This window comes from Prauserella endophytica (genome assembly GCF_005146945.1).
GTDB classification, from domain to species: Bacteria; Actinomycetota; Actinomycetes; order Mycobacteriales; family Pseudonocardiaceae; genus Prauserella_A; species Prauserella_A endophytica.
The window spans coordinates 231103-243205 of record NZ_SWMS01000008.1; the positions used below are offsets into that span (position 1 = coordinate 231103).

13 protein-coding genes and 1 pseudogene are annotated in these 12103 nt (G+C 68.9%); 7 read left to right on the top strand and 7 right to left on the bottom strand.

What is annotated here, in order from left to right; translation table 11 throughout:
- Window positions 1-5 precede the first annotated feature (5 nt).
- From FCN18_RS17005 to folP, 4 genes are all read left to right on the top strand, one after another.
- Entirely contained in the window at window positions 6-2480 is a 2475-nt protein-coding gene (locus FCN18_RS17005; protein WP_113642987.1) for a GcvT family protein, read from the top strand.
- 15 nt (window positions 2481-2495) lie between these two features.
- Window positions 2496-3116, top strand: a complete 621-nt coding sequence (locus FCN18_RS17010; protein ID WP_137095577.1) for a cyclodeaminase/cyclohydrolase family protein — start codon at window positions 2496-2498, stop codon at window positions 3114-3116.
- Entirely contained in the window at window positions 3113-3979 is an 867-nt protein-coding gene (locus tag FCN18_RS17015) for a bifunctional 5,10-methylenetetrahydrofolate dehydrogenase/5,10-methenyltetrahydrofolate cyclohydrolase (protein WP_137095578.1), read from the top strand. Before FCN18_RS17010 ends, FCN18_RS17015 begins: the two co-directional genes overlap by 4 nt.
- A 134-nt stretch (window positions 3980-4113) precedes the next feature.
- Window positions 4114-4869, top strand: a complete 756-nt coding sequence (folP, locus tag FCN18_RS17020; RefSeq protein ID WP_233520200.1) for a dihydropteroate synthase — start codon at window positions 4114-4116, stop codon at window positions 4867-4869.
- Between the two features lie 19 nt (window positions 4870-4888).
- Here folP and FCN18_RS17025 read toward each other — a convergent pair whose 3' ends face one another.
- Window positions 4889-5554 (bottom strand): GntR family transcriptional regulator, encoded by a 666-nt coding sequence (locus FCN18_RS17025; RefSeq protein ID WP_112273907.1) that lies wholly within the window; start codon window positions 5552-5554, stop codon window positions 4889-4891.
- Window positions 5555-5626: 72 nt separating this feature from the next.
- Here FCN18_RS17025 and FCN18_RS17030 point away from each other — a divergent pair, with 72 nt between their 5' ends.
- Window positions 5627-7000, top strand: a complete 1374-nt coding sequence (locus tag FCN18_RS17030; protein WP_137095580.1) for an L-serine ammonia-lyase — start codon at window positions 5627-5629, stop codon at window positions 6998-7000.
- A 9-nt stretch (window positions 7001-7009) separates the two neighbouring features.
- Window positions 7010-7858, top strand: a complete 849-nt coding sequence (gene purU, locus FCN18_RS17035) for a formyltetrahydrofolate deformylase (protein WP_112273903.1) — start codon at window positions 7010-7012, stop codon at window positions 7856-7858.
- Here purU and FCN18_RS40170 read toward each other — a convergent pair.
- Window positions 7827-8426, bottom strand: a complete 600-nt coding sequence (locus tag FCN18_RS40170; protein ID WP_228714004.1) for a recombinase family protein — start codon at window positions 8424-8426, stop codon at window positions 7827-7829. The genes purU and FCN18_RS40170 overlap by 32 nt on opposite strands.
- A gap of 538 nt (window positions 8427-8964) precedes the next feature.
- Between FCN18_RS40170 and FCN18_RS39110 the strand changes: the two genes are divergently transcribed.
- A complete protein-coding gene (locus FCN18_RS39110) occupies window positions 8965-9135 on the top strand; it encodes a hypothetical protein (protein ID WP_158303131.1) in 171 nt (56 codons plus the stop codon).
- A gap of 50 nt (window positions 9136-9185) precedes the next feature.
- Here FCN18_RS39110 and FCN18_RS17045 read toward each other — a convergent pair whose 3' ends face one another.
- The 5 genes and pseudogenes from FCN18_RS17045 to FCN18_RS17065 form a co-directional block, all read right to left on the bottom strand.
- Window positions 9186-9677 (bottom strand): SRPBCC family protein, encoded by a 492-nt coding sequence (locus tag FCN18_RS17045; RefSeq protein WP_137095581.1) that lies wholly within the window; start codon window positions 9675-9677, stop codon window positions 9186-9188.
- A gap of 151 nt (window positions 9678-9828) precedes the next feature.
- Window positions 9829-10473, bottom strand: coding sequence for an SRPBCC domain-containing protein (locus tag FCN18_RS17050; RefSeq protein ID WP_228714005.1), 645 nt, complete (start codon window positions 10471-10473; stop codon window positions 9829-9831).
- 35 nt (window positions 10474-10508) lie between these two features.
- Window positions 10509-10613, bottom strand: a pseudogene (locus FCN18_RS17055) (transcriptional regulator); the annotation flags it as partial.
- Window positions 10614-10922: 309 nt separating this feature from the next.
- Window positions 10923-11198 carry a hypothetical protein gene (locus FCN18_RS17060; RefSeq protein WP_137095582.1) on the bottom strand — a complete coding sequence of 92 codons (276 nt, stop codon included), beginning with the start codon at window positions 11196-11198 and terminating at the stop codon, window positions 10923-10925.
- 419 nt (window positions 11199-11617) lie between these two features.
- Window positions 11618-12022: a hypothetical protein gene (locus FCN18_RS17065; RefSeq protein ID WP_228714006.1), complete on the bottom strand. Its 405-nt coding sequence runs from the start codon at window positions 12020-12022 to the stop codon at window positions 11618-11620.
- Between the last annotated feature and the right edge of the window lie 81 nt (window positions 12023-12103).

Below are 12103 nucleotides of genomic sequence, written 5' to 3' on the forward strand. Positions count from 1 at the left end.
TCCACATGAGCACGACCCCCCGCGTTGTCATCATCGGAGCCGGGATCGTCGGTGCGAACCTGGCCGACGAGCTCACCGTGCGCGGCTGGCACCAGGTCACCGTGGTCGACCAGGGGCCACTGCCGCTCACCGGCGGCTCCACCTCGCACGCCCCCGGCCTCGTCTACCAGACCAACGGCTCCAAGACGATGACGGAGTTCGCCACCTACACCGTCGAGAAGTTCCTCGGCCTCGACGTCGATGGCGCCTGGTGCTTCAACCAGGTCGGTGGCCTCGAGGTCGCAACCACTCCCGAGCGCCTGGCCGACCTGCACCGCAAGCAGGGCTGGGCGATCTCGAGGGGCGTGCCCGCGGAGGTGGTCGACCCCGCGCGGTGCAAGGCACTGCATCCGTTGCTGGACCAGGAGAAGGTGCTCGGCGGCCTGCACACACCCACCGACGGTCTCGCCAAGGCCGCCCGCGCCGTGGTCGCACTGGCCCGCCGTGCCGAGTCGCGCGGTGCGGTGTTCCGCGGCTCCACCCGCGTCACCGAGGTGCTCCAGCAGGGCGGCCGGGTGACCGGCGTGCGCACCGACGCCGGGGACGAGATTCCCGCCGACATCGTGGTGTCCTGCGCCGGGTTCTGGGGCCGCGCGGTCGGCGAGCTGGTCGGCATGACGGTGCCGCTGCTGCCGCTCGCCCACCAGTACGTCCGAACCGGGCAGCTCGCCGAGCTCGTCGGCCGCAACGACGAGCACATCGAGGCGCGCATGCCGATCCTGCGGCACCAGGACCACGACCTGTACTACCGCGAGCACAACGACTGCCTCGGCATCGGCACCTACGCCCACCGCCCGATGCCCGCGCGGCTGGCCGACCTGCCCGAGGTCGACGACAGCGGCATGGGCGAGCAGGCAATGCCGTCGATGCTGCCGTTCACCGAGGAGGACTTCGCGCCGTCCTGGGAACACAGCAGGAACCTCCTGCCCGCGCTGCGCGAGGCCAAGGTGGAGACCGGGTTCAACGGCGTGTTCTCGTTCACGCCGGACGGCGGCCCGCTGGTCGGAGAGTCGCCCGACGTGGCCGGGTTCTGGGTCGCTGAGGCGGTGTGGGTCACGCACTCCGCCGGGGTGGCGAAGGCGGTCGCCCAGCTGCTCGTCGACGGCCGCAGCGAGGTCGAGCTGCACGGCTGCGACGTCAACCGCTTCGACGAGATCCAGACGACCGACGCCTACGTGAACGAGACGGCGCAGCGCAACTTCGTGGAGATCTACGACGTGCTGCACCCGCTGCAGCCCAAGCTCTCCCCGCGCGAGCTGAAGGTCAGCCCGTTCTACGCACAGCAGAAGGACCTCGGAGCGTTCTTCCTCGAGGCGAACACCTGGGAACGGCCGCACTGGTACGAGGCCAACGCCCGGCTGGTCAAGGACCTGCCGCCGGAGTGGCAGCCGCCGTCCCGGGACGCGTGGTCGGCGATGTTCCACTCGCCGATCGCCGCCGCGGAGGCGTGGAAGACCCGCACCGCGGTCGCGCTCTACGACATGACCCCGCTCAAGCGGATCGAGGTGTCCGGCCCCGGGGCCACGGAGTTCCTGCAGCGGTTGACCACCGGCAAGATGGACAAGTCCGTCGGCTCGGTCACCTACACGCTGATGCTCGACCAGGGCGGCGGAATCCGCTCGGACCTGACCGTGGCCCGGCTCGGCGACGACCGCTACCAGGTCGGCGCCAACGGCAACCTGGACCTGGACTACCTGCTGCGCCAGGCGCCCGACGACCACAGCGTGCGGGTCCGCGACATCACCGGCGGCACGTGCTGCATCGGCGTGTGGGGTCCGCTCGCGAGGGACCTCGTGCAGCCGCTTAGCGACGACGACTTCTCCCACGAGGGACTGAAGTACTTCCGCCTGCGACACGCGCACATCGCCGGCATCCCGGTGACCGCGATGCGACTGTCCTACGTGGGCGAGCTCGGCTGGGAGATCTACACCAGCGCCGAGCACGGCAGGCGGCTGTGGTCCGTGCTGTGGGAGGCGGGGCAGGCGCTGGGCGTCATCGCGGCCGGGCGCGCGGCCTTCAACAGCCTGCGTCTGGAGAAGGGCTACCGGTCCTGGGGCACCGACATGACGACCGAGCACAACCCCTACGAGGCGGGCCTCGGCTTCGCGGTGAACAAGAAGAAGACCGGCTACGTCGGCCACGAGGCGATCGCCGGCCTGGAACACGAGACCCCGGCCCGGCGGCTCACCTGCCTCACCGTCGACGACGGGCGGAGCGTGGTGCTCGGCCACGAACCGGTGTTCCTCGACGGGGAGGTGGCCGGGTACGTCACCTCGGCCGCGTTCGGCCACACGATCGGCAAGCCGATCGCCTACGCCTGGCTGCCGTCGTCTGCGGTGGAGGGCACACCGGTGGAGATCCAGTACTTCGACCGCAAGGTGCGCGCCACCGTCACGGCCGAGCCGCTGGTCGACCCGGACATGACTCGCATCCGCCGCTGAAAGGGCCCGAAGGTCATGCGTACGTATCCCATCGAGACCTATTTGGACAATCTCGCCGCCCGGATCCCGGCCCCGGGCGGCGGGGCGAGCGCCGGGTTGCATCTGGCCCAGGCAGCCGCGCTGCTCGGCATGGTCGCCCGCTACAGCGACGGCGAGAAGTACGCCGAGCACGCCAGGAGCATCACCGCGATCAGGGAGACCGCCGACAATCTGCGCGAGTGGGCGCTGAGCCTGTCCGAAGAGGACATCGAGGCCTTCGGCGGCGTAGGTGCGGCCTATGGTCTTCCCCGGTCCACGGCCGAGGAAAAGGCCGCACGGAAGCAGGCCATCGCCGGGGCGCTCGTCGAGGCGGGGCGGGTTCCCGCCAAGGTGGTCGCGGCCGCCGAGGCGGCCGTCGGGCTGGCCGAGCAGCTCCTGCCCATCGGCAACCGCAACGTCGTCACCGATGTCGCCGCCGCGGCGGACGCGGCCAGGGCGGCGGCCACCACCGCCCGGGTCAACGTGGAGGTCAACCTCGCGGGAATCAGCGATGAGGTGGAACGGTCCGAGCTGCTGGAGGCCATCGCCACGGTGGACGACATCGCGCTGCGGGCAGACAAGGTGACCGCCGCCGTGCGGGAGGTGATCGCCCGATGACCAGCCAGCTGGCCGCCACGACCGTCGTCTCCGGCACGGGGCTGGCCCGTGACCTCCGCGCGGAGGTCACGAGCGCCGCGGCGGACCTGACCGCGGCGGGAACCCCGCCGCAGCTGGCCGTGGTGGTCGCCACGGCCGACGAGTCGACGGCCTGGTACGTCCGCTCGATCAGGGGCGCGGCGACCAAGACCGGGATCCGGTGCAGCGTCGTGGACCTGGGGCCGGATGCCCCGCCAAGCCGGATCGGCGCCACGCTCTCCGCGCTGAGCGCCGATCCCGAGGTGCACGGCATCATGTTGCAGACACCGCTCCCGGACGGGGCACACTTCGCGGACCTGGCGGCGTCGATCAGCCCCGAGAAGGACGTCGACGGCGCGAACCCGGTGTCGCTGGGTCGACTCGGCGCCGGGCTCACCGCGTTCGCTCCGGCCACCGCGGCGGCGGTGCTCGCCCTGCTGGACCATTACGAGGTCCCGCTCGCGGGGCGGCACGCCGTGGTCGTCGGACGGTCCACCGTGGTCGGCAAGCCCGCCGCCCAGCTGCTGCTTCGCCGCGACGCCACGGTCACCGTGTGCCACCGCCACACCTCGGATCTCGCCGAGCACACCGCTAGGGCGGACGTGCTCGTGGTGGCGGTGGGCCGGACGGGTCTCATCACCGCGGAGCACGTCCGGCCAGGGGCCATGGTGATCGACGTCGGCACCAACCCCACCGACGACGGTGGCCTGGCCGGTGACGTGGATGCCGCCGCGGTGAGCGGGCTCGCGGGCGGCCTGACCCCGGTGCCGGGCGGCGTGGGACCCGTGACCACGGCCCTGCTGCTGCGCCACACCGTGGAGTCCGCCGCGCGGAGGTCGCCATGACCGGGGTGCGCAGTGAAGGCCACCCTGCCTGCGCTCAACGCAGTGATGGTGGCCTTCACTGCACCGCCGCCGTCGCGGACCTCCTCCCGGTCCGCGCGCCGGGGACCCGTCCGCTGGTGTGCGGGATCGTCAACGTGACCCCGGATTCCTTCTCCGACGGCGGCTCCTTCGCGGACCCGGACGCGGCGGCCGACCACGCGCTGCGGCTGATCGACGAGGGCGCCGACCTGGTCGACATCGGTGGGGAGTCGACGCGGCCGGGTGCCCATCCGCCGTCCGTGGCCGAGGAACTCGCCAGGGTGGTTCCCGTGATCGAACGCCTGACGGGCAGGACGGGCACCCCGCTGTCGGTCGACACCTCCAGGCCGGAGGTGATGCGGGCCGCCGTGGCCGCCGGGGCGTCGCTGATCAACGACGTGCGGGCGCTGCGTTACCCCGGCGCGCTCGACGCGGCCGCGGAGCTGGGCGTGCCCGTGTGCCTGACCCACATGCTGCGGCCGCCGCACCTCATGCAGCGGAACCCGGCCTACGCCGACGTGCTGTCCGAGGTGGCCGAGTTCCTGCGGGAGCGGATGGATGCTTGTGCCGGTGCGGGCATTCCCCGTGAGCACCTGATCGTCGATCCGGGGTTCGGCTTCGGCAAAACGCTGGAGCACAACCTGGAGCTGCTGCGCTCGCTCGCGGTGTTCACCGAGCTGGGCGCGCCGGTGATGGTCGGCCTTTCGCGCAAGGCGATGCTCGGGCGGCTCACCGGGCGGCCGGTCCGGGAGCGGGTGAGCGCGTCGGTCACCGCCGCCGTGCTGGCCGCGCAGCGCGGGGCGCGGATCCTGCGGGTACACGATGTGGCGGCGACCAGCGATGCGCTCGATGTGCTCGCCGCGGTGGGGTAGCGGGTTGCGGCCCGGGCGCTCAGATGATCGCCCGGACCGCCTTCTCGAAGCCCGTGACGTGGTCGCGGGCGATGTGCTCGGCTTCGGCGCCCTTGCCGTCCGCGATCGCCAGCAGCAGGCCGACGTGCTCGCCGATGTGCCGGTCGAAGTGCGCGATCCGGTCGAGGAACAGGCAGAAGATCCTGGTGGCGAGGTTGTGGTAGCGCACCAGCGTGTCCTCGAGGTGCGGGTTGCCCGCGGCGCGGTAGATCGCCCGATGCACCCGCAGGTCCCAGTGCATCAGCTCGGTGCGCTCCAAGGTGTGCACGTCCTTGTGCCGGATCGTCTCGGCCAGCTCGGCCAGGCCCGCGCGCGTCGCGTCACCCGAGCTCTCGGCCGCGCGGCGGGCCGCCAGCGGCTCCAGCTGCACGCGGATCTCGGAGATGTAGGCGAGATCGGTGATGTCGACGCCGGTGGCGAACGTGCCGCGGCGCGGGTAGGAGACGACCAGCCGGTCGACCTCGAGGCGTTTGAGCGCTTCCCGGACGGGCGTGCGGCCCATGTCGAGGGACTCGGCCACCGCGACGTCGTCGATCGGGGACATGGGCGGGATGTCGAGCATGATCAGCCGGTCCTGGATCGCGGCGTACGCGCGGTCGGCCAGCGAGGCCTGTGGCTGCTCGAGCTCGTGAGGTGCCGTCGTCACATGGTCATCATACGTCGTGACATCCAGAGCGTCAGACAGTGTCGCATATTGATATATCAAGCGGAGGGCTGAATGACCATCTCGGTGTTCGACCTGTTCAAGGTGGGGATCGGGCCTTCGAGTTCACACACCGTCGGCCCCATGCGTGCCGCTTACCTGTTCGTCAGCCGACTCAGTGCGTCCGGCCGGCTCGCCCGCACGGCGCGCGTGCGCTGCGAGTTGTTCGGCTCGCTCGGGGCGACCGGTCACGGCCACGGCAGCGTCAAGGCGGTGGTGCTCGGACTGGCCGGGGAGCAGCCCCACCTGGTCGATCCGGTGGCCGCCGACCCGGCGGTCGTCGCCGTGAGCACGACAGGGCGGCTCAGTCTCGGCGGGAAGCACGAGATCGGCTTCTCCGTCGACGACGACGTGGTGCTGCACCGGCGCAAGCGGCTCGACTTCCACAGCAACGGCATGCTCTTCGTCGCCTGCGACGCCGACGGCGCCGAGCTCGACCGCCGCGAGTACTACTCGGTCGGCGGCGGCTTCGTGCTGGACGAAGACGAGGCCGGGAACCCCGTTCTGATCGAGGACTCCACCCCGGTCCGCTACCCGTTCACCACCGGGGACGAACTGCTCGCGCTGACCAGGGAGACCGGTCTCCGGATCAGCGACATCATGCTCGCCAACGAGCAGGCGTGGCGCGGGGAGCCCGAGATCAGGGCCGGGCTGCTGCACATCTGGTCGGTGATGCGCGAATGCGTCGAACGCGGCACGCACACCGGTGGAACACTGCCCGGCGGGCTCAGGGTTCGCCGCAGGGCCGCCGCGCTCCGCGCTCGACTCGAGTCCGGTGTGGACGATCTGGACCCCTTGCACGCCATGGAATGGGTGACGCTCTTCGCGCTCGCGGTGAACGAGGAGAACGCGGCGGGCGGGCGCGTGGTCACCGCGCCCACAAACGGTGCCGCCGGCATCGTGCCCGCCGTGCTGCACTACTGCGCCCGCTTCCTGCCGTACTTCGACGACGACCACATCGTCCGGTTCCTGCTCACCGCAGGCGCCATCGGCCTGCTGTTCAAGGAGAACGCATCCATCTCCGGTGCCGAGGTCGGCTGCCAGGGCGAGGTGGGCTCGGCCTGCTCCATGGCCGCGGGCGGTCTCGCGGAGGTCCTCGGCGGCTCGCCCGAGCAGGTGGAGAACGCCGCGGAGATCGGCATCGAACACAACCTGGGCCTGACCTGCGACCCGGTCGGCGGCCTGGTGCAGATTCCGTGCATCGAGCGCAACGCGGTGGCCTCGGTCAAGGCCATCACAGCGGCTCGGATGGCGGTGCGGGGTGACGGCGCCCACCACGTGTCATTGGACAAGGCGATCAAGACCATGCGCGAGACGGGCGCGGACATGAAGGACAAGTACAAGGAGACCGCCCGTGGCGGGCTCGCTCTCAACATCGTCGAGTGCTGAGGAGAACCCATGACTGACACCATCACCCTCACCCTGAGCTGCCCCAACCGCACCGGCATCGTGCGGGCGGTCAGCGGATACCTATTCGAGCAGGGCTGCGACATCGCCGAACACCGGCAGTTCGACGACGCCGTGCGCGACCGGGTGTTCATGCGGACGCAGGTGAGCGCGCCCGAGGGCACGGACCTCGATCGTCTCTCCGCCGGCTTCGCACCCGTCGCCGCCGAGTTCCAGATGACCTACGAGTTCAGCGCCGACCGCAGTGCCCGGATCCTGGTCATGGTCTCGAAGCTCGGGCACTGCCTCAACGACCTGATCTTCCGCTGGCGGGCAGGCAGCCTGGGCGCCGACATCGTGGCCGTGGTGTCCAACCACGAGGATCTGCGGCCGATGGCCGAGTCGGCCGGGCTTCCGTTCATCCATGTGCCGGTCACCGCGGAGACGAAGGACGCCGCAGAGGCGCGCCTGCTGCGACTCGTCGAGGACTACGAGGCCGAGCTGGTGGTGCTGGCTCGTTACATGCAGATCCTCTCGGACGCCACCAGCAAGGCGCTGCACGGCCGCGCGATCAACATCCACCACTCGTTCCTGCCCGGGTTCAAGGGCGCCAAGCCCTACCACCAGGCCTACGAGCGGGGCGTCAAACTCGTCGGTGCCACCGCACACTACGTCACGTCCGATCTGGACGAAGGCCCGATCATCGAGCAGGAGGTGATCCGGATCGATCACACCTACGACCCGCGTGCGCTGCAGACCGTCGGCCGCGACGCCGAGGCGCTCGCGCTGTCCCGCGCGGTGCGCTGGCACTGCGAACGGCGGGTGCTGCTCAACGGCCACAGCACGGTCGTCTTCCCCTGACACCGGTATAGCGCGGGTTGTCGAGGATCGTTCGGACCGCGCTTGCCTGCCAGCCATCGGCGAGCCGGTGCAGGTTCTGCTCACGCCGGTGGGCCGACGGGAAGGGGATGCCGTCGCGCTCGAGGACGTTGGCGATAGCTGTGTCGCCCTGGCTGTCGAGGTAGGCGAAGATCCGGTGCCGCCCAGCTCCGGCACCCAAAGGTCGACCCCGTAGGCCGCGGTCTGCGGCGCGTCGTTCGGCCCTGGTCAGCTTGAACGCCTTGATGGCCCGGCGACGCGCTCTCAAGCAGCCACGCCTGCAGTGCTTCTGTACGCTTCCGCTAGCTCGGTAGAGCCCTACGATTGCGGTTGGGAGTCGGCGATGTCTGTGGAGTCGCTGGGTTGGTTGCGCGCCGACCCAGGACGTTGGGCGCAGGTCGAGTAGGTCCGGAGTGCGGACCAACTCGGGTTGCCTGACGATGTCAATCGCCCAGCCCGCGAGGCTGTACTGGGGATGCTGGCTCGTGACCACACACCCAACGACGCGGAACTGCTGCGGTACCTGCTGCGCCAAGAGATCGCCGCGCATGAAGCCGCGTGGGGTTATGGTGACAGTCTCGGGGTTGCTGCGCTCTTGCTAGCCCACCGAGGAGTACGTTAGAGCGCGCCTTGCGGGGCTCCGCCCTTATCACGGGTTCTGATGCCAGATTGCCAAGCCTCGCTTGTGGTCGAGCCCGTCTGACACCATTGGTCGAACGGGCTTTCGATAGTTGGAGCGGTGGCACGTTCGATGGGCTCCGTGGCACTCGCGGCAACGACGCCTGTTTCGGGACGTGTCCCATGAGCGTCTCTGCGCGGGTCGGGGCGGCGGAGAAATCGGTCTTCACGATGCCGGGTGTCACGGCGTTGCGGGGCCTGCGCCTGCGAAAGCAGACCGTGTACGACCTTGGTGGCGGGCCCGCCTGGTACGCCCGCAGCAGCAACAGGCGACGCTGCCGGCGGAGCTCCGAGGCCGGGCCGTACGGTTCGACGCCGGGCCAACCGATCGGACTGGCTGCACGAGCGCGTGGCGCATCCCTGTGCCGCCCGGCAACCCTGTGCTGCAGCTCCGTCCGGACGCCGTTCCAGTGATTCTCGTCGGCGACCCGCAGTGGCAGCCCGCCGCGCTGGTCCAGCACACCGTCTTCGTCGATCATCACGGCATGCCAGCAGCGCCCGGACAGCCTGGGCATCCGCAGATTGTCGATGTACCTGAACTGCCGTATCTGTGGACCGCCGCCATAGAACGCTGGTATTGACGCCGAGCAACGGCCGATCGTCGGAGATTCTCGTTGCTGATTGCGGCAGGTCAGTCTTTCCCTTCGCGGACATCCTTCCCCTGTTCGGCGAACGCCTTGAAATCCTGCATGTGCTGTTGCGACTGCTTGCGGAAGGCGCTGGGCATGAGAAGCCCCACCAGCCGCATCAGCAGGCCGCTGAACCGGTATTCGCTTTCTTGCTCCCAGAGCGTCGTCTCGGGATTGGCTTCGGTCAGCCGATCGCGCACGATGCTCCACATGCCCGGGCCGACGATCTCTCGGTCGAAGTGAACGACGGTTTCTTTCGGGATCCCGTGCAGGTCTGCCGGATCCCGGCGTGTGATCGTTTCGGTACATTCGATCTTACGCTTCCCCGACTGCATCACGACCCGCGATTTGGTACCGAGCTGCCCGTGTATCCCATTCACGGGCTCGTGCAGCACCATGCTGCGCAGCCACTTCGGTAGTTGTGCCGGGTCGGCGAGCAGCTGGGCCACTTTCTCTCGCGGCAGAGCGATCTCGATCGAGTTGGTGTACTTCATGGCGCGCATTCCTTTTAGGGGTGGGACAACATGCTGTTGTGTTACACGTCCTGCTCCTCGACGGAGAGGTCTGACATTCGTTTCGCGATTGACAATTCTCGTCGGCGGCGCAGTTCCCAGGGATGCTCGTCAGCCCACCGCAGCGGGGAGGTCAGGCCGGGTCGGGTGCGTAGAAGTTGGTGGTGGCCTCGACTGCGGCCGCGACGTGCTCCGGTTCGCCACCGGCGGCCAGGTGAGCCTCGCCCCAGGCCGCGGCGCTGCGCCGGATGAACTCGCGCACTTCGGGCGATTTCTCGACCGCCTCGTGGTCGGTGGTCTCGTCACCGGCCAACAGCCGGGCCAGGGCGAGGAGATACAGGTCCCAGCCAACGCCGCCGGCACCGGGGCCGTAGGTCGGGAAGAGGGGTTCCTCGACGACCGCTGCGTGGATCAGCTCGAATTCGGTGTCGCCGGTGGGGCCCGGGGCCAGACGCACCTCCACCTCGCTCGTGCCGGGCCACGCGTCGGCGTCCGGTCCGTAGAGCCAGGACACCTTGAGCAGACGCGGCGGCTCGCACCGGAGGATCTCGCCGTGCTCACCACCCTCCAATTCGAACTTCCCGCCGAGCCGCAGGTCACCGGTGACCGGTTTCAACCAGCGATGGAGCCGCTCGGGACTGGTAAGGGCGTCCCAGACGTCCTCGATCTGCGCTTCGTATCGACGCCGCACCTCAATGGTGTACGCGTCGCCTGCGGGCACGCTGCCCTTCCCCATGGCCCGGCGCGCGGCGGCCAGTTCGTCCAGTACGTCTTTCATGTCGTGTTCCCTTCGCTGATGGATCGGTGCCGGACGGCCCGGACCACATCCGTGATCGCGCCAGAGGTCAGCTCACCCTTGGCGAGCAGCTCCAGAATGCGCCGGCGTACCGGGTCGCCGAGGATGTCGAACGCGTGCACAAACCCGGATCGTACCAGTCTCCACTTATATAAGGCAGTGCTGTCATGCTGGTGCTACGTTCGGCTTGGAGTTCGTCTTCGGTCCCGGACTCTGCGGGAGCAGACGAGTGCGGAGGATGTGGCGAGGGAGGAAGACTGTCTTGCGTTCGTGGCGTCGGAGGCCCGCCCCGCTGGACCCATCGAACGCGCCACGGCCTAGCTCCGCGGGAAATCCGCGCCGGGCGGCTTCGGACCCCCGCGTTGTTCACTCGCCGGCGAGCGCGCACGTCGACCCTGCGGCGACCCGGACGTCATCCCACGGCGACTCGGTCAACGTGCTGGATAGGCACCTACCGTTTCCGCGGCGATCAGCCATTTGGCATGCGCCTCATCTCGCGGGTCCACCTTCCCGGTGTCGATCACGGTACGCCACCAGTTCAGGAACTCATCGTCCTTGACCTTGCCCAGCACAGCGGGTGTTGCGGTCTCGATGGTCCGCGTGACTTGGTCATGGTCTGCCTCAGCATCACCAACGTAGGCAAATCCCCTCGTCACCTCTACGGCAGTAGAAGCCATCGAGGCCGGCCCGATCCCGGGCTCGGCCACTCTTTCGTGGCATCACTGTTACATCCAACATACTGGTGCTTGAACGCACTCCAACCCAGAACCGGCGTTCTGCCCCACCCGTCACGCCTGCGGCGGCGGTGGTGGGCATGACCGGCGCTGTGATCGATCCGGTCGCCTTCCCGACCACGCCTATCCAGGACTGGTGCTCCCCGATGACCGCCGCGTCCCACTGGCTGCTGCCCTTGGTCACACTCCCCACGCCACGCACCGGGGCCGCCGTGTACGGACCGGCGGCCGTCGACTGCCGCGGACGGATCGCCGACCGCACAGTGTTCGACGCGCTGGGCTGGGTAGCCGGGACACCCCTGACCATCAGCGTCACCCACGGGGCGAGTCCGTCGGCGACGCGCTCGATAAACGCGGCCTGCCTAACGTCGGCGGAGAGAGTGACGAACTCGCTACGCAGTGAGGAGCGCCAGCGCGGCGACGATGGCCGATCCGGTTCCCGCGATCGCGCTCACCGCCGCCGCGGCGTTGGACGTGTTCGACCAGAACTTCGCGAACAACTCGCCCCACTTGCTGGCCTGCACGGCCATTTTCATCTTCTGCCACTTGTGTTCCCGCAATGAGCAGCCAAGCAGCAGGCCGTTGGAGTTCCGGCGGCAACCGAGACCGTCTCGTGTCGTCGCCATGCACCACGTCGGCACGGCGAACAGCATGTACACGATGGCCAATGACGAGGCGATCAGAATGAAGGCCGCACTCACGTTGCCCGATGCCCATCCGTACACGATAATCGGCAAAAGCAGATAACCGAAATAGCGGCCAAGGAATCCCGTCGAACTCTTACGTTTCCTCCCCATGCGCCTCAATTTTAGCCGAGAACGCCGGAGGGCCAAGCGCCTGAATGTGTCCGCTAATTGAACAGGATATCACTGACAAAA

Bases quoted from the DNA above. Each gene is read 5' to 3' on its own strand.
- FCN18_RS17050 (WP_228714005.1), bottom strand. From the start codon at position 10,473: ATGAAAGACGTACTGGACGAACTGGCCGCCGCGCGCCGGGCCATGGGG.
- FCN18_RS40170 (WP_228714004.1), bottom strand. From the start codon at position 8,426: ATGCGCGGCGATCTCTTGGCGCAGCAGGTACCGCAGCAGTTCCGCGTC.
- FCN18_RS17045 (WP_137095581.1), bottom strand. From the start codon at position 9,677: ATGAAGTACACCAACTCGATCGAGATCGCTCTGCCGCGAGAGAAAGTG.
- FCN18_RS17030 (WP_137095580.1), top strand. From the start codon at position 5,627: ATGACCATCTCGGTGTTCGACCTGTTCAAGGTGGGGATCGGGCCTTCG.
- FCN18_RS17015 (WP_137095578.1), top strand. From the start codon at position 3,113: ATGACCAGCCAGCTGGCCGCCACGACCGTCGTCTCCGGCACGGGGCTG.
- FCN18_RS17010 (WP_137095577.1), top strand. From the start codon at position 2,496: ATGCGTACGTATCCCATCGAGACCTATTTGGACAATCTCGCCGCCCGG.
- purU (WP_112273903.1), top strand. From the start codon at position 7,010: ATGACTGACACCATCACCCTCACCCTGAGCTGCCCCAACCGCACCGGC.
- FCN18_RS17005 (WP_113642987.1), top strand. From the start codon at position 6: ATGAGCACGACCCCCCGCGTTGTCATCATCGGAGCCGGGATCGTCGGT.
- FCN18_RS17065 (WP_228714006.1), bottom strand. From the start codon at position 12,022: ATGGGGAGGAAACGTAAGAGTTCGACGGGATTCCTTGGCCGCTATTTC.